Origin of the sequence: uncultured Prevotella sp. (assembly GCF_946407605.1) — a bacterium.
Classification (GTDB): domain Bacteria; phylum Bacteroidota; class Bacteroidia; order Bacteroidales; family Bacteroidaceae; genus Prevotella.
The window spans coordinates 23,812-41,798 of the sequence record NZ_CAMJOS010000021.1 but is presented as its reverse complement, the minus strand read 5'-3'; the positions used below and the strand labels follow the sequence as shown (position 1 = coordinate 41,798).

16 protein-coding genes are annotated in these 17,987 nt (G+C 40.8%); 7 read left to right on the top strand and 9 right to left on the bottom strand.

Annotated elements, in window-relative coordinates:
• The first annotated feature begins 76 nt into the window (after positions 1-76).
• Genes Q0R57_RS09795 through Q0R57_RS09765 form a run of 7 tightly spaced genes read left to right on the top strand, consistent with a single transcriptional unit; the run spans position 77 to position 7,302 of the window.
• Complete coding sequence (locus tag Q0R57_RS09795) at positions 77-211, top strand: hypothetical protein (protein ID WP_294746771.1); 135 nt, start codon at positions 77-79, stop codon at positions 209-211.
• A 43-nt stretch (positions 212-254) separates the two neighbouring features.
• Positions 255-1,298 (top strand): GNAT family N-acetyltransferase, encoded by a 1,044-nt coding sequence (locus Q0R57_RS09790; RefSeq protein ID WP_294746768.1) that lies wholly within the window; start codon positions 255-257, stop codon positions 1,296-1,298.
• Between the two features lie 10 nt (positions 1,299-1,308).
• Entirely contained in the window at positions 1,309-2,280 is a 972-nt protein-coding gene (locus Q0R57_RS09785; RefSeq protein WP_294746765.1) for a hypothetical protein, read from the top strand.
• Positions 2,277-3,467 carry a glycosyltransferase family 1 protein gene (locus Q0R57_RS09780; RefSeq protein ID WP_294746762.1) on the top strand — a complete coding sequence of 397 codons (1,191 nt, stop codon included), beginning with the start codon at positions 2,277-2,279 and terminating at the stop codon, positions 3,465-3,467. The genes Q0R57_RS09785 and Q0R57_RS09780 overlap by 4 nt, the downstream gene beginning before the upstream one ends.
• A 4-nt stretch (positions 3,468-3,471) precedes the next feature.
• The gene (locus Q0R57_RS09775; RefSeq protein WP_294746758.1) at positions 3,472-4,614 is read left to right on the top strand and encodes a glycosyltransferase family 4 protein; all 1,143 of its coding nucleotides are present in this window, start codon (positions 3,472-3,474) and stop codon (positions 4,612-4,614) included.
• An 11-nt stretch (positions 4,615-4,625) separates the two neighbouring features.
• On the top strand, positions 4,626-6,473 hold the full coding sequence (locus Q0R57_RS09770) for a CotH kinase family protein (protein ID WP_294746755.1): 1,848 nt from the start codon (positions 4,626-4,628) through the stop codon (positions 6,471-6,473).
• Between the two features lie 34 nt (positions 6,474-6,507).
• Positions 6,508-7,302 (top strand): inositol monophosphatase family protein, encoded by a 795-nt coding sequence (locus Q0R57_RS09765; protein ID WP_294746752.1) that lies wholly within the window; start codon positions 6,508-6,510, stop codon positions 7,300-7,302.
• Between the two features lie 7 nt (positions 7,303-7,309).
• Here Q0R57_RS09765 and Q0R57_RS09760 read toward each other — a convergent pair whose 3' ends face one another.
• The 9 genes from Q0R57_RS09760 to Q0R57_RS09725 all read right to left on the bottom strand — a co-directional run bounded on the left by Q0R57_RS09760 (position 7,310) and on the right by Q0R57_RS09725 (position 17,951).
• A complete protein-coding gene (locus Q0R57_RS09760; RefSeq protein WP_294746749.1) occupies positions 7,310-8,827 on the bottom strand; it encodes a type II toxin-antitoxin system HipA family toxin in 1,518 nt (505 codons plus the stop codon).
• On the bottom strand, positions 8,811-9,125 hold the full coding sequence (locus tag Q0R57_RS09755) for a helix-turn-helix transcriptional regulator (protein ID WP_294746746.1): 315 nt from the start codon (positions 9,123-9,125) through the stop codon (positions 8,811-8,813). The genes Q0R57_RS09760 and Q0R57_RS09755 overlap by 17 nt, the downstream gene beginning before the upstream one ends.
• 588 nt (positions 9,126-9,713) lie before the next feature.
• Positions 9,714-10,694: an acyltransferase family protein gene (locus Q0R57_RS09750; protein ID WP_294746744.1), complete on the bottom strand. Its 981-nt coding sequence runs from the start codon at positions 10,692-10,694 to the stop codon at positions 9,714-9,716.
• Positions 10,695-10,793: 99 nt separating this feature from the next.
• Entirely contained in the window at positions 10,794-11,966 is a 1,173-nt protein-coding gene (locus Q0R57_RS09745) for a glycosyltransferase family 4 protein (RefSeq protein WP_294746741.1), read from the bottom strand.
• A 3-nt stretch (positions 11,967-11,969) separates the two neighbouring features.
• Positions 11,970-12,713: an alpha-1,2-fucosyltransferase gene (locus tag Q0R57_RS09740; RefSeq protein WP_294746740.1), complete on the bottom strand. Its 744-nt coding sequence runs from the start codon at positions 12,711-12,713 to the stop codon at positions 11,970-11,972.
• A gap of 202 nt (positions 12,714-12,915) precedes the next feature.
• On the bottom strand, positions 12,916-13,875 hold the full coding sequence (locus Q0R57_RS14750; protein ID WP_366516844.1) for an acyltransferase family protein: 960 nt from the start codon (positions 13,873-13,875) through the stop codon (positions 12,916-12,918).
• A 4-nt stretch (positions 13,876-13,879) separates the two neighbouring features.
• Entirely contained in the window at positions 13,880-15,433 is a 1,554-nt protein-coding gene (locus Q0R57_RS09735) for a sugar transporter (protein ID WP_294746737.1), read from the bottom strand.
• Positions 15,430-16,743 carry a glycosyltransferase family 2 protein gene (locus tag Q0R57_RS09730; protein ID WP_294746734.1) on the bottom strand — a complete coding sequence of 438 codons (1,314 nt, stop codon included), beginning with the start codon at positions 16,741-16,743 and terminating at the stop codon, positions 15,430-15,432. Before Q0R57_RS09730 ends, Q0R57_RS09735 begins: the two co-directional genes overlap by 4 nt.
• On the bottom strand, positions 16,740-17,951 hold the full coding sequence (locus Q0R57_RS09725) for a glycosyltransferase family 2 protein (protein ID WP_294746730.1): 1,212 nt from the start codon (positions 17,949-17,951) through the stop codon (positions 16,740-16,742). Before Q0R57_RS09725 ends, Q0R57_RS09730 begins: the two co-directional genes overlap by 4 nt.
• Positions 17,952-17,987: the final 36 nt, after the last annotated feature.

Genomic DNA, 17,987 nt, shown 5'->3' with positions numbered 1-17,987 from the left:
CTATTTCTTCAAATAAATGAAGAGGAATGTTGGAGATTTGGTAGAAATACTTTATCTTTGCAAAAAAATAGGGAACATGAGTGCTTATATCAATATTGGAAATGCAGGATTCCGCTCGGCTCGCAATGGAGAGTATGTTGACAAGTCGGAGCTGATAGCTGTGTTCAATGATACGCTGAACTCCAACTGGAGGTTCCGTTGTATAGATTGAATGATGGCATAAATGTTAACACGTAAAGATTGAAAGTCAATATATGAATTATTCGGTTGATTATATTCCTTCTAAACGTTTATATGATATAAAAGATATATGGAAAACGTTAGAGAATGGGAGGGATATGACTTTGTTCCAGTCATATGATTGGTATAATATGCTTTTGGACTGTTATATTCCAGAAGATACGAATAATTATATTTCAGTTTTTGCAGTAGTCTCATGCGATAACCATCCGTGCATGATTGCACCTCTATGGATAGTAAAACACTCTTTTCGATTCCTAAATAAAAAAGGAATATATCTTTTAGGGCGTGATAGCTATAGCGATTATCTTAATTGTATTTATCGTCAATTTGATGGGAATGCTTTTGATTATCTGATTGCAGATATAATAAAGAAATATAATGTTAGAAACTGTTTGTTTGAACATATTCGAGAATCGACAGATTTTTATCAGTATATTATCCATTCAAATCATATAAATATAGAAGATTTGAGTGAACCCTGTGTGTCGTTAGATGTTCCTTCCTCGTTAGAAGGTTATCAGAGCTTATTAAGCAAGAATGCACGGCAAAATCTAAGAACAGCAAATAACCGTCTTTTAAAAGATGGAAGAAATCTTGTTTTCAACTTTGATGATATGGAAGTTGATAAAAACCGCTGTTTGGAAATAAGAGAATCTAAATTGTCAGAGAAATATGCTAAAGTGTCATCTCTGAGAAAGTATAAATACAGATTCGTAAATAAGCTGTTATATCATTTTCCTCGGTTTGCTCCTATTTTGACTTATTCCAATAGTAAAGTGATGACAGCTAAAGATGAAGAGGGTAATGTGCGTGCTTTTTTTCATTATGCATATGATTCTGATGGACATTGTGTTAGGGTGATGTCTGCAGGCACAGATTTGAATTATGCACGTTACTCTCCGGGTATGTTGTTGATGTATGGCTTCATTAAATGGACAATAGAAGAAGGAAGTGTTCATGTCGTGGACTTTACTCGAGGGGATGAGAAATATAAATTTGTATTAGGTGGGAATTCGAACAATAATCATAATTTATTATTAAGTATTAATAAATAAAATAGTTGTCATGCTTTCCAAGTTATTTAGAAAAGAAGGTGCTTTTGCCGTTGCAGTCTTTGCCAACGATAAACTGACGCTTGAGCAGTTTGACGAGCAGCACTTGGTCTATAAGCGTGACATCAAAGGGCTGTGGAAACCAAAGCCTTTGCTCTATCAGGCAGACTCGTTCCTGTTTGTCAAAGATGATACGCTCTATCTCTTCTATGAGCTTCAGCATTGGGATGATTCAGGTGTCATTGCGATGGTGAAAACCAAAGACTTGACGACTTGGACAGAACCGGTCGTTGTACTGAAACAACCATTCCATCTCTCGTTCCCATACGTCTTCGAGGATGATGGTGTGGTTTATATGGTGCCCGAGTCTCAGGAGAGTGATGCGATTCATCTGTTCCGTGCCGATAATGATGAGTTGACCTCCTTCTCGAAGGTGCGAACTTTGCTGCGTCAGGAGCGTAAGGACGGCATCCATTATAACTTGAACGACAGCCATTTATTTATAAGAGGAAAGGGGAAAGAGGAGTGTGGAAAGAAAACCTATTACCTGTTTACGTCTTATCAAAAAGACTGGATGTATTACCAGGAGTTATATGTAAACGATAATCTCTTGACAGGTGAATTCATCAAGCATCCCTGTTCGCCGATTTGTACCAGCAATGAGTTCGGACGAAATGGCGGCTCGCTGATTGATTATGACGGACGGTTGTTGCGAGTCACTCAGGATTGTCATGCTGATTATGGTGACAATGTGTCGTTGATGGAGATTACGAAACTCAATGAGACTGAGTATGGGGAGCGACTTTTTAGCCAGAATGTGTTGCCTCACAATGCGATATTCCGCGATGGTGGTCACCAGTTGAACATCGCCCGATTTAACGGAAAGTACATCTATGCCACAGACTATAAACAGAACCGTTGGGCGTGGTACAGACTGTGGGTGTCGATACTTGTCAAACTAAAATTGCACGAGCGAAAGGGATGAAGATACTGTTTCTGATATATCACGGTTTCTCTGAGGTGAGCGGTATCTCGAAGAAGATTCGCTATCAGGTGAAGGGCCTTCAACAGAATGGTCATGAGGTGCATCTATGCTATTATGACCAAGGTGACAACGGCCATTGGCAGCGCCTTGTAGAGGTCCACACTTCATCTTCCATCCATCCTTCTCCATCTGTCATAGAGGATTTTGGTACAGGTAAAATGGCCGGTCTTCGCCAGCGTATCAATTACGGTGCTATATATCGTTATTGTGTGGCAAAAGACATTCAGATGGTCTATGCCCGCTGCTTCCAGAATGCAAATCCTTGGCTCAACCGTTTCTTTGGCAAACTGAAGAAGGCTGGTATCAAGGCGTTGATGGAGATACCTACCTATCCTTACGATCAGGAGTTTGAAGGCTTCTCTCGTACAGAGCGTCTTCAGTTGCGAATAGACCAGATGTTCCGCAAGGGGTTGGCTCGTCAGTTAGAGGCCATCGTCACCTTTACCAATCAAGAGCAGATATTCGGTCAACGCACCATTCGGATTAGTAATGGTGTTGACTTGGACAGCATGCCGCTGCATCAGCGTGTGGATACTGCGAAAGAACTGCATTTGATTGGTGTCGCTGAGGTGCACTACTGGCACGGATATGACCGTCTTATTGCAGGACTCGGCGAATACTATAAAAAGTGGAAAGTGGATGGTGGAAAGTGGAAGGAAGTTTATTTCCACATCGTTGGTGGCGTCTGGAAGTCAGAGATGTATGACGATGAACATGCGCCAGGCTTTTCTGAGCTTATTAAGAAATATGGTATCGAAGATAAGGTTATCTTCCACGACCAGCTCTTTGGCGATGCCCTCAATGCTGTCTTTGCGCAGTCGAACTTTGCAGTAGGCAGTCTGGCCCGTCATCGTAGTGGTATCAGCGATATCAAGACACTGAAGAATCGCGAATATGCCAGTCGAGGTATTCCTTTTATATATTCTGAGAATGACAGCGACTTCGACCATCAGCCCTATGTGCTGAAGGCTCCGGCCGATGAGTCGCCCATTGATGTTTCTCGTATCGTGGCGTTCGAGGAACGGCTTAGTATGACCCCACAGGAGATTCGCCAGACGGTGGAGCATCTCTCGTGGAAGGTTCAAATGCAACATGTTGTTGACGAAATCTCAAACCTCCAATCTTAAATCTATGAAGATAGTTTTCCTACATCACGCCAATGTCTGTAAGGGCGGCATCGAACGAATGCTGGCCATGAAAGCCAATCTGCTGGTTGAGCAGTATGGCTGTGATGTGGTGCTGCTGACCTATGAGCAAAACGGGCAGCCCTTCCCATATTCTCTGTCGCCTAATGTGCGATGTGTGGATTTAGGGGTTAGGCAATATCCTGCCTATAAGTTGCCTTATCCTATGCGCTATTTTAGAAAGTTAAGTCTTCGTCGACAGTTGAAAGATGCTTTGAGGGCTTTCTTGAAGAAAGAGAAACCTGGTATTGTGGTCTGCACGGATAAAGATGCTCATGAGATGAATGCGCTTTATCATGCCCATACCTCAGAGAAATTAATCATCGAAGCACATACTGGTATGATTGATCATCAGATGCAGGTACAGCGCACAAATAAGATATTCCGGAAATTGGTAGCCGAGAAGGATATTGCCAGATTGAAACTTGCCGTTTCTCGATTCGATGCACTCATGGCTCTGACGCCAGATGACGCCAAGAGCTGGGGCCCATATATTAAAACGGTGTCCATACCCAATTGCCTGCCTTATCGTCCACATTTGCCTGCTGACCTCTCCGCAGAGAAGAAACGTGTCATCGCTGTTGGTCGCTTGGACTATCAGAAAGGCCAGGATCTTTTGCTAAAAGCTTGGAAGAGGGTAGAGGAAGCTCATCCCGACTGGCGTCTGGACATCTTTGGAGATGGTCAGGAAAAAGCCGCTCTCAACTCTCAACTCTCAACTCTCAACTTGAAAAATGTTACTCTCCATCCTTCTACAACCGATATCTATACCGAGTATCTGAATAGTGATTTCCTGGTCTGCTCCTCGCGTTGGGAGTCCTTCGGCCTGATACTTATCGAGGCGATGTCGTGTGGTATTCCTGCCGTCTCTTTCGATTGCGATAATGGGCCTCGCAGCATCATTGCCGATGGACAGGATGGCCTGCTGGTCAAGAATGGTGATACCGACGACCTTGCTGACAAAATCAACTATCTCATCGAGCATCCTGACCTGCGTCAGCAGATGGGGCGTGCGGCCTATAAGAATGTGTCTCGTTTTAGCGAGGAAGAGGTCTTCAAACGCTATTTGGCTTTCTATAAGAGCCTGTAAGGATTTAGATTATGATTAAGAAAATATTCAGCATACTCTGTCTGATTACAATAAGCCAGACAACCTTTGCCGATGGGAAGTTGACAGGAACGGTGATAGGCACCAAGGAAACGGTGGACTATAATACTTCTCGCAAATCAACAACTGTCAATACTTGTAAGGATGCTTTTGACGGCGATTTGAATACCTATTTTGCGTCATGGGAAAGGAGTTACACCTGGGCCGGATTGGATTTGGGCGAACCTCATGTCATCACAAGGGTGGGGTGGTCGCCTCGAAACGATGGACAAGGTGAGAAACGTGTACAGCTTGGCGTCTTTGAGGGAGCCAATCGTGAGGATTTTATGGATGCCCTGCCTATTTATATTATTACGGAGAAAGGAAAGATTGGTCAGATGTCATATGCCGACGTCAGTTGTTCTCGTGGCTTCCGTTATGTCAGGTATGTGGGTCCTTCGGATGCTCGATGCAATATTGCCGAGTTGGAGTTTTATGGCTATCAGGGCGAGGGTAACGATAGTAGCCTGTATCAGTTGACGAACCTGCCCACCGTCAGCATTCATACACTTGACAACGAGATTCCTTATGATAAAATACATCAGATTGTGTCGCAACTGACCATTATTTCTGATAATGGCACCAAGTTGCTCTCTGAGTCAGGAACGACACGTGAGAGGGGTAACTTTTCGCGCACTACCCCCAAGAAACCTTATCGCATCAAGTTTGACAAGAAACAGCGCGTGCTTGACGCACCTGCCAAGGCCAAGAAGTGGACGCTGATAAACAATTATGGTGATAAAACGCTGATGCGCAACCTGTTAGCCTTTGAGTTGAGTCGTCGGTTAGGCATGACATACACACCATTTGGAACAGCTGTCGATGTGATGCTAAACGGTGAATACAAAGGCTGTTATCAGTTGTGTGATCAGGTGAATATCAACAAGCATCGCGTCAATATCACCGAAATGACCCCTCAGGACAATGAGGGCTCAGCTTTGACTGGTGGCTATTTCGTGGAGATTGATGCCTATGCCGACCAGGAAAAGTCGTGGTTCACCTCAAATAAAGGCAATCCCGTCACCATCAAATCGCCAGACGAGGACAGCATAACGACTAAGCAGAAGGCCTATATCAAGACCTATTTTAATAAAATGGAGAGCCAATGGAAGACCTATCTGGACCTTAACAGTTTCCTGCGTCATTTCCTCGTAGGTGAGTTGTCGGGCAACACCGATACCTATTGGAGCGTGTTTATGTATAAAGAGCGCGATAATGATACGATGTACACTGGTCCTGTTTGGGACTTTGACTTGGCGTTTAACAACGACGACCGCACCTATCCTGTCAACAACAAGAGAGACTACATCTATAGAAGTGGTGGAAGTTGTGCAGGCAATATGCGTAGCTTTGTGGATAAGATTGTGGTGAGTGATGCCAATGCCAAATCACAACTGGTGGAGATTTGGGATGAGGCGCGTCAAGGCGAATTGACCGAGGAGTATATGGTGGCATTTATCGACTCTTTGGAAAACGCTTTGCAGCAATCCCAGGAACTGAACTTCCTCCGCTGGCCTATCATGAATCAGAAGGTGCATCAGAATCCGAGAGTTTGGGGTAGTTATCAGGCTGAGGTGGAAAATGTGCGCACTTATATGAAGGAGCGCATCGCCTGGATGGACAAAAAACTGAATTATACTTTTGTTCCCAACGGCATTGCTGATGTAGCGTTTGATATGTCGAAAAACTATCAGGTGTTTACCCTTTCAGGCCGCTATTGTGGCACGAAGACAGACGGCCTGCGACCTGGCATCTATCTGTTGCGTCAAGGCAAGGCCGTGAAGAAAGTTGTAGTAAAATAACGAAACATGTTGGCTAATTATAAAAAAACGAGATATGAAGGATTTAAAAGAACTGACCCGCTGCGTGTGCGAGGTGGCTCGGCAGGCGGGCGCTTATATAAAAGAGGAACGCGCGAACTTTAATATAAATAGGGTAGAGCGGAAGCACGCCCACGACTATGTGTCGTATGTCGACAAAGGGTCGGAAGAGCGTATCGTCAAGGCCCTGCGAGAGCTGTTGCCCGAGGCCGGTTTCATTACCGAAGAAGGACTGGCTTCGCATAGCGACGAGCAGATGCTCTGGGTGGTCGATCCGCTCGACGGCACCACCAATTTCATTCACGGCTTCGCCCCTTATGCCGTCTCAATAGCCCTGATTGGCGGCAACGAGATTCTGGTCGGCGTGGTCTATGACATCTGTGCCGACGAGTGCTTCTATGCCTGGAAAGACGGTGGCGCTTGGATGAACGGCACGCCGATTTACGTCGGAAATAGCAGCATCGGCGACGCCCTGCTCTGTCTGCAGCTGCCCTACAACAGCGACGCCTACAAGCCCGTCATCACCCGTCTCATCGCCCATTTCTACGGCAATGTCGGCAGCATCCGCATGATTGGTTCCGCTGCTATGGCCCTCTGTTACGTCGCCGCTGGTCGTCTCGACGCCTATGCCGAGCGCTACATCGGCCAGTGGGACTATATGGCTGGCGCCCTCATCGTCAAGGAGGCCGGCGGCTGTGTCACCAACTACGACGGCGCCCCTCACTTCATGACAGGCGATAGCGTCGTCGCCACCAATGGCGTCGTCCATCAGGATCTGCTGGAAGGAATTAAGGCGGCTGGGTCTAAATGAAGTGGTTTTAAAAGTTCATTTTTGGTAGGAATAACCTCTCAACATATTCTTTCTGCTTCTCAAAGGGCATCTTAATACCGCCATTTTCCATGATGGCAGGATATTCCTTCGATTTCTTGGCAAAAGTAGCTCTGAAAGGCGTGCCATTTAGTTCTGCTTCAAGACGCATGGCTCCATTCCCCATTTCTGTCCAGTGAAGGTTCTTGACGGTAATTCCTTTTTCTTCGATGATGTAGTCGAAGAAGAGAGGCTTATAGCCGTTGAGCATTGAGAGAATCTTTGGCGACATTTCTGCAAAATGTTCCTCAATCTTGTCAATCCAATAACTGTCCACGCCAATATCTTTGGCTAGAGGACGGAACTGTGCAACAGTCTCGGCAGTACTTTGAATAATCTCATTCGGATTGGCAATGCTGAATTTCCTTCCAAACTCAACCAAGTCATCGTATCCGATATCAACGGTCTTTCCTCCAATTCTCAGATAGTGGGCAGGATCAAACTTGTTTCCGGGATTGAAGCACGAGAATGTTAAGTCGTATGCTGGTGTTATGTGCCAAGCTCCACCTTCCTCCATCATGAAAGAGAAATTGCGAATATGTGCATCAACATTAGTAGCAAGTATGTTGAATACAGTACGCCTGAAAGTTTCCTCTTTCTCCTTGTATGGAATGTTGAGCCTGTCCAAGACTGTCATCAAATCCTCGTAGTTCCTGGCATTAGGATTCATGGCTGCAAGCGTTTGTGTGTGAATCTTTTTGCCATCCTTCCTGTCATATCGTTGTGTGAGGAAATGCTCGTCGCCATCAATTGGAATCAATTCCGATGGCATCATTGTGATTCCTGCCATTGTCGCAAGTTTATAGTAAACCATTTCCACCTTGGTAAGTGGATAATAGTCTTTCTCTGCGAATTTTAGCAGATAATAAGTATAATCAGGAGGTAGCATGATTTGGCCTGAACGTATCTCTCCGGTTTTGTTGTTCCGTGCAATGACGGCTTTAGTATGCTGTCCGCCAGCCGATGTGCCAACCTCATATAAATTTTCCAGAGTGATGTCTTTTCCGGCAATAACAGTTTCTTCTCTTTTTTCAAGAATCTCCTGAGCCTTGCGATAAAGTTGATCGAGTTCCAGACTCATTTCGCCTGACCCAATTTCCTGTGAAGGCTCAAATTCCAAAGCGCCCATTCCTCGTTTGCCAATGAAGGATAGCTTGTCAACGGCAGTCAGATTATCTTCGTTAAGATTGTTAGCCGAGGCCCATGCTGAGAAAACAGTGTCTCCCCATTTCCCGGGAAGACTGTCGCTGATGAAAGCTGGAAGGCCATAAAAAACTCCATTGTTTGCTTCACCGTAGAAGGGTAGTCTGCTCCTGCGGTCGTGAATTGATGCAGTCAAAGGGGCAATGTCAAGTTCTCCTTTGAGAAAACTCGGCGCATACTCAAAGATGGAACGTTTTCTACTTGCATCCCATGTGAGTCGCCCAACTTCTTTACCCCATATCGTTACTTTAATGTTGTTGTCCATGTCTTACTCTTTTTGGTTTACTTGCTTCTTGCCTGGCCAGTGCATACGGCGAGACAGGAAATACTGGGAGGATATCGGCTATACCATCAGCAAAGTCAATAGCCTTCAAAAGTGCTATAAGATTGCCTAGTTTGATGTCATAAGAATAGCCCTGTTCAAACCTTCTGATGGTCAGAAGACTTACCCCAGATTGCTCAGCGACTTCTTTTTGTGTCATTCTTGCTGCAATCCGATACTCCTTGAATCTTTTGCCTAATGCTTGTATTATTTGCACCGTAGGCGTTGCTTTTATATCCATAATTACTTTGTTTTGGCCACAAAGGTACATAAACTATCTTTAAACGCCAAATATTTTATCTAAAAATTAGTTTGTGAACTCTTAAATTTGATATTTTTCGATCTTTTTCGTCAAGGAGGCCGGCGGCTGTGTCACCAACTACGACGGCGCTCCTCACTTCATGACTGGCGATAGCGTCATCGCCACCAATGGCGTCGTCCATCAGGATCTGCTGGAGGGAATTAAGGCGGCGATATAGTCATTTCTCTCACTTTTTCCTCAAAAAGATTGGTTTTGTTTCCAAAAATCTGCAAATATGGTGATTTTTGGAAACAAAATGGCTCTATTCTATTATACTGCTCCTCATTGGATGTGCTTTTTGCCATGACTTTACTGCAATATGGATCTAGGCTCCATAATGTTTCCACTTTTATTTGACTTTAAAGGTTCATAAACTATCTTTAAAAGCTAAATAATATAGCTAATTATTAGTTTATGAACTTATCTTTTCGTTCGTTTCTTCATCTCTTACGCCATTTCTCTGTCCCTAACTGGCGGCCGCGTTACCAACTATGACGGTGCCCTCACCTCATGACAGGCGATATATGGTTATTTTTTATATGATATAGATATAACAGAAATAAAAGTGGGGAGGATATACGTATTAATAAAAACTGCAAAAGGATAAACGCAAATAAGAATGATAATTGTTGTTACTATACCTACTATCATAGGGTTCAGATTGGGCATAAAAGACTCAAAAAACGAGCTCCATATATCTAATAATGGGATATGAAGGCAAAATATTGGTAAAGAATGTTTTCCGATTTTTGCAAAGATATGACCAATTATGGTTTGTTCTAAATAATATGAAATCTTCAACAATAAAATGCTTCCTATTATCGCTGTAGGGAATAAGATAAATATAGATGTCCCATATTCTCTTACAGAAAGATTAACCTCTCCACATATATATGATAGAATGATATAAACACATACGAAAAATAATAAAAAATAAACATTAAATTTATCCAAGATTGAGAATTTCTTTATTTTTTCACCAACGGCAATGAATATGGCGAGAAAAAACGCAGTATCTATACTCCATGGTAGTAATATAGGAAGAAATGTTAATGTATAACTAATTAATAGACACATTCCTAATAGTATAAATTGCCTTTTGCTTCTTTGAATAACACTCCATATTAGGAAAGATATGAACATTGATGTTAAAAACCAAAGAGGTCCATTTCCAGATCGTAATAAATACACATTACCGGTAGAGTCAATAGGATATAAACACCATCGTGAATAAATGGCTCCTAAGAAATTAACTGGTTGGAATGTCCAATATATAATAAAAAGGATACAAGTAAAAACAATATATGGAATTATTAATGTCAAAAACTTCTTTTTGACATTTACACGGTTTCTAGAACAATATCCGCTAGTTACAAAAAATACAGGAATAAAAAAGGCGCTTGCCCAACTCATTAGAGGTGAATAGGCGTGGCTTAGTATGACCAATAATATACTAACCCCTTTTGTTATGTCAATAAACTCCCAATGAGTATTGATATTCTTTTCCATTATCACTACTTATTTTCTTATATTATTTAGTAGACAAATTCTATTATAATCTTTGAGGGTGTTATTCAAAAAGCAAAGTAAGGGCAATGGTGTTGTTTATTACATGGTTTCTAATGCCCTATAGAACTCTTCTGCATATCTTTCTTTGTCAAAGAACTTGGAATGCTTCAAAGATATTATTGCCATAGCCTCTCGCTTTTCCGGGTTTTCATAGAGTTCAAGGATCGCATTTGCCAGATTCTCAACTATGTTGTCTCTATCAACAATTGTAGCTACACCTTCGCAGATTTCAGGAATGCCTCCACTACGTGTTGTGATGAGTGGTAGTCCTGCTGCCATTGCTTCTACTACGGTTAGGCCAAATGGCTCGTCCCACATTGATGGAATGACAGCAATATCGGCCATTTTTAAATATGATGGTATTTGGCTGTAGTCGATGAAGCCTGTGAATACAATTTGGTCTTTTATGAACTCAACCTCTTGATGGAGTCGATCTACGAATGGGGTGGGGTGCTTGTCCATTCCATAGTTGCTATCTCCAATAATGAGAAGTTTTATTTTACTTTTTGCTAACTGCTTTACAGCTTTTACAAGTGGTAGAATACCTTTCTCTTCGTTCAAACGACCACTATAGACCAATACGAAATCATCTTCAGAGAAACCAATAGCTTCACGTTTAGCGGACTTAGCCCCATAGAACAACTTTGTGTCAATGGCATTGTGAACAGTTATGGCTTTAGCATGCTTTGGAGCTATTTGGTTAACCTTGGCAGTGATGAAATTGGAAATGCAAATGATTCGACCATATCCCTGAAAAATAGTTGGTGCATTCTGAGTCTCAATGTTGAGGAAGTCGTTGTGAAGATGTAAGATACATGTGGGATTAATAAGTTGTTTGTTTAACGTGAGCACATATCCTGGTCGATTCTCAATAATGATGAGGTCGTAGTTCTTTATGTGAATCTGCTTTATAGCTTCGTGCAGATAGTATGCCATAGAATGGTGGTAGTACTCTTGAACATGTGTCAATTGAAATACCCTCTTTTTGAGAATGGCCAAACATCCATTTGTCTTGATATAGACGTAATGGTTGACAGTGGAACGTAATGCCTGATGCTGCTCTACATCAGGATTCCATACGCTAAATACTGTTATGTCGTGCAGCCGATGATGGTCGTTGTAAGATAGGTAGAAATCTATTAACGTCTCTACAGCCCCTCCCTGTACTGCAGGTACGGGCATTATACCGGATGTGAGAATGGCTATCTTCATAGGCTACCAATCGAAAATTTCTTTGCCGTTCTCGAAATGGAAGAAGTCAACAATCTTTGAAAAGCTATCTTCAGTAAACTGTTGTTTATTTGTTTCTATGAAACAAAGAGGAACTTCCCCAATGAATGAAGCCCAGCGGCTATAACTACTATATGGACCGATGATTCTATCGCATAAACTTAACGTATAAAGATCCAAAACCGCACCAGAAGGCTCTTTGTCAAAGCGGCGACAGTTGCAGCCTTCAAATATAATTAGTGGGAAATCTTCATTGGAACTGATAAAGAAGCTCACTTTTCTATCTTTGTATAATTGCATAATGCGCAGCATAAACTGATGGTAGTCCTTCAAACTGTAGAAGAAACGACCATTGTGCCATGTAGCATAGTCACCTCGGCGAATATGTACACCAATAATCAGGTCTGCGGCCTGATGCATTTCTGATAGCATACATTCCGCCTTCTGCATAATTTCATCTTTAGGACGGAAAATTCGTTTTAATTCAGGCAGTGTTTGTTGAATGTAGCGAGTGTCTGTACGAGTTGACCATCCTTTTGTAAATCCGAAGAAACGAAAAATCTTATCCCATGTAGCATTATGAGTTATTTTCCATGACAAGCCTTTATAATTATTCCATCCATTTCCATGCTCCAAATACCATTTGTGCCAAAGTGGAAAATAAATAAATGGACAATGAAGTAGATTTGGAAAATCTTCTATAGTCCAGTCATAAAATATTATTATCATTCTCTTCTTTTTTGCAATACACTGCGCAACAGAAGATACATAAGTCCATAGTCTATTACACGTTTGGCCTGGGGCATCACAGATTATTCTCATAACTGGATTATTATCAATTATCTTAAATGCAAAATTATAAAAAAATGAGATGCTATAAACTAATATAAAACACTTTTTTGCATAATTAAGCGTATTTAACCAAGATTTATCACTTCTGAGGTCGTTTGTAAATACCTAAGAGTAGAGGAAAATAAAATTGACAACATCTTATTATCGGGATAAATAATAATATTATTATAAGGCTCCAGAAGTATTCAATGAAATGGTTTTGAGGAAGATATTTATTAAATAGAAAAACAAAAATGGTATGGAAACCAAGTGTTATAATATTACCTATAGAAAGTGTGTAGATGATATTATTTATTTGTTGACACAATTTGTTTATAATCATTGACATACTATAAATAAAGATAGTACCATTGATAATACCCCATAGATAAAAAAGAAAATAATTTCCATATCCATTAATATATAGCCAAACATTACCATTAATTTTGCCACATATACCAACAGATAAAATACCATAAGTAAACATGCATAATAGTATCTTTGTTGAAGGTTTATAGGAAATAATATGTTGTTTGTATCGTTGAAGAATGAATCCTAAATAAAAAGGTTGATAAGCAACTGTAAGATTAATGATTGCATTGTTTTTATGGATATTATGATAATTTAGCCATATGGCAGCAATCGAAAATACTACAAATAATAGAATGTGCAGTTTTTGGGGGAGATATTGAAAAATAATTCTTAGTAAGATTAGTGTATAAATAAACCAACACGTACCATTACAATTTTGATATCCTTTGAATAAATAAAGCCAATACTGGAAAATACTGAGAAACTCACCAGAGAAAGTGATGTACTCCCAGAAATACATAATGGTTCTTATTAGGAAAAGAGGAATAACATAATTGTAAACGATCTTTCTTGCAAATGTTGAATTGTCATCTTCTTTTTTGCATAGAAATCCAGACAAAAGAAAGAAAAAGGGTACACTAAAGATATATATGAAAGTATAACCAGTCGGAAAAAAGTGCCCGGCAATGATGAAATACATACCAAGAACTTTCATCCAATCTACCCATATTATTCTGTGTTGCTGCATTCAACTATTTTCTTTTGATTGTGAAGATTCTGTCATAGAGTCTTGGTCTTCTTGCAATGAAATATTTCATACCAGGAGTTAGACATGAAAGAAGTAAAAAGTATGATAATAATAGAGGAGGAAAAATAATAATACTATAGAATAACAATTGAAGAATAGATGTAACAGTTGGCTGAATAATGAAGTTTCGTATGATTAAAGATATAAAAACAAATAAAATGAAAATGGAATAATAGATAAACATGTTTCTCCAATAATCCGATACTTTCTTTTTGAAGCCATTATTAAATAGAAAGTATGGTTTCCATAATAATGCAATGAAAATAACACTAAGAATTTTTCCTATCAGAATACCTGAAATACCATAGAACGGGGCAAGACAAAGTGTAATGGTAATATTTGCAATTAGTTCAGTCCATGATGTCCAAACATCTGAGAATAAACCATATGCAGAGATATACATTTCTACTACTCCTCGTGTTAAGAATATGAAGATGTTAAGAATTAGAAGGTATATGATTAAATCGTCTAATCTATATTTTTCTCCAAACCAACAAGTTACGAAAGGTTGCAAGAAAAGAAGTAATCCAAAGATTACAATACCGGCAATGAGGAAACGAATAGCTGTAAGCTCCCAAAATACTTTCATTGTATTTTTGTCATTACCCTCTGCTACAAGATTACCAACTCCTGCACTCATACCGTCACTTAAAATATTGACCAAGAAGTTAAGTTTGCTGGTTATGATTGTGTAATTTCCATAGAATGCGACTTGCGTAATACTGACAAATGCTCCTACGAGAATTTCGTCACTTCGATAGAGAATAAAATCTTTTATCCTGTGAATAAATATCTGGCGGGTTTTCTTTAGAACCTCGGGGTATTTTTTTAGATTCAGTTTGCCTTGTGTCAAATTAACAGTTAGCCATGGATAGAGTTGTTTGATACGGTAATTGAAAATAATAATACCGATTATCGTAAATATTAGTCCTACTAAAACCCATAAAAATAAATTGCGATAATAATAGGCTAATAATATCTGGACAATGCTTTGTACAATCCCAATTGTTTGGAAGTATGCGTTGACTAAGTATTGTTTTTGGTTTGCTCCAACTAATAATTGTTTGTAATTGAATAAATAGCCAGCCATTGAAGTGGCTAAGAATGAATAAAAGGCAAAATATACAAGTGGCAGCCCGAAATCCAGTTTACCGAACCACCATGGAAAGAACAAACTAACGATGAAACCGCCTATACCAATAATAAAGCCAATACAACGATATAGATAGGCAAGTATGGACATGATTTCATTAATTTTTTCATGGTTGTCTTCTTGGAGTGGCTTATACAGGAAATAAACAATACTAGTGCCGATACCAAGTTCTGCCACACTCAAGAAACTCATGATATTTCCGAGCATACCTGTTAATCCGATAAACTCAGCACCAAGACAATCAAGAAAGATCTTCCTTGAGAAGAATGCCAACACTAAAGAAAGCATGTAAAACAACATGCCAACCTTAATATTCATTACGCTTCTGTGTACTCTTTCACTCATTGTCTTGGTATTGAATGTTTGATATCCTCATGAGGTGTATGATGGAATTCTGTGTCTTTATATTTAATATATATAGAGTTTTTTAGCATCCGCCATACGAGACGAGGGAGTGTTAGGAGTTTGCCGAAGATGGCTTTTGTGCGAAGCTGCTTAGGAATGGCAATTAAAATGGCTGCAATCAATACGGCGAACAATGTACACCATAGATAAATGAGGAATGAGGAATGAGGAATAATAAATGATAAAAATGCAAACAGTGGAGTGAGGACAAGGAGGATAGAGCGGGGAATGAGGGCCTGCTGGATAGTCTTGTCGATATAGTTGAAGTTGCCAGTGATGATAGCCTTGGGAATATAAGGGAGCATGCGGACGAAAGCTTGCACCTGACCTGTCATCCAACGGAGACGCTGGCGCTGGAAGGTATCACTATTGCTGACTTTTTCATCCAAGACATGGATATTCTCGGCGTAATGGATATGAACACCTTGTTTCATCAGCAGAGCTTCGAGTTCGCGGTCCTCAACGGCAGAGTCAAGGTGATTGACATTCTCTGCAAACCATTGATAGTCAAAACACATACCGGAGCCAATCAATGCAGAAGACATACCAATTCGGTTATGTCCTTTTCTAAAGATGCTGTTATTGATTTCCTCGCTGATACCATCGAGCGCAGCAATATCATTCTCGGCATTTTTGGCTGTACGGTGGCATTGAATGGCTTCATTTGGACGAACGATATGGCTTAAATCCGAAAGGAAAGAAGGATTTACCACATTATCAGCATCTAATATGACGACGTAGTCGTATCTTTCCACTTTCCACTTTCCACTTTCCACTTTATTTATGGCGAATTGCAGGGCTTTGGCCTTGCTGCTATGCTCAAAGGTGGGCAGTAGTAGAGTAATAGGGAGTTTGGACAACTGCTCGTTAGTCTCTGGTGTCATGTGGTCAGAGATGACAACGACGTGATAACTATCCTTAGGGTAGTCCTGCTGCAGGAATGATTCTACAGAATGAAGGATGACTGCGTCTTCGTGATAGGCGGGGAAAAGAATGAGGAAAGAAGAGAATTCTTGCGTCCCTTCGGTGGCAAGCGAGCAGAGCTCGAGCGGAGAATTGAAAGGTGAAAGTTGAAAGTTGATGGGTGCGCTCGAGCTCTGCTCGCTTGCTACCGAAGGGACGCAAGAAGGGTGAAGGGATTTCTTTGGAAGAAGGGAAGCGAGGGCGAAAAAGAGGACATACGCCACATTGGCTGCTATGATGAGCCATAGCAGTAGGTCAATGATGGTGATGATGGTGCCTATGTTCACTTCTTTTTCTTTTTAAATTCTAATTTATGAATGAGATGACTGAATGTATCTAAGCGATTGCCAGCTTCGTCCCTACCAGCCCTAAAGATGTTAAAGATAGCACCAACTGTAATCAGAGGGGCATTGAGATAATCTCGATCCCAGTGCTTATCGACCAAGTAGTTTGGCGTAGCCAAGGAGAATGCGAATAGTACAATGGCTGCTGCTATCCACCATTTGATTGCCAAAGTTAAATAGATAAATGGAAGTGTCATACTCATAATGGCCATAACGCCCATCATGATGGTGCGTGGAATCAGCATCCATTGAATGATTTTATCTATCTGGTCGTATTGGCTGTTCATAAATCCTGATGGCAGGAAATGGATGTTGTTCAAAAGTGAGTGCAACTGGATGTAGGTCCATCGTCCACGCTGGTTGTTAAAGTCTTTAATATTCCGCGTCTTCTCATCGTACACATGGATGTCTTCAAAATAATCGATAAAGATACCATCGTGCACAAGCATGCCTTCCAACTCCTTGTCTTCTCCAACCATGGAACGAATCTTCATGATGTTTTGTTTGAACCAGACAAAATTAAAAATAGATCCGGAGCTGTTTAATGCTGCGGACAGTCCTACTACCAGATGGGCTGAACGGAAAATGGTATTATTGATTTCTTCGAAAGTGGCATCCATACGAGCTATAGATGTATCGCGATTCCTTGCAACTCGGTGAGTCTGTATGGCTTTCGAACCAGAGGTGTCATAGGCATCGTTGACAAGTTCCAAGAAGTCTGGGTCAACGATATTACCAGCATCGAGGATGATCACTGCGTCATAAATTTTAAACTGGGGTAAATTCAGGATGGCATATTGTAAAGACTTGGCTTTCGAACTTACATCAAAATTCGGTGTTAACAGAGTGATGGGCATCTGGGCTAAGCGCATATTGATCATCTCGCTTTCATGGTCAGCAATGACTACAATATCAAAATTGCGCTGGTTGTAGGTCTGTCCCAAAACAGCATTCACGGTTTCGAGAACTCTCTTGCCGCTTTTGTAAGAGGGTATCAGTACGATATAACGGTTTAGCTCCTTGGCTTTTTTGATTTCTCGATTATGCTTGAAAAGGGCAATGATAGAGAATGCCAATATATATAATACTGTGATTGCGATGGGCAAAAACAGCAAGCCGTCAATGATATATAGTATCCACCAGAAATCCATCTATTCGAGTTGAAAATTGAGAATTGAAAGTTGAAA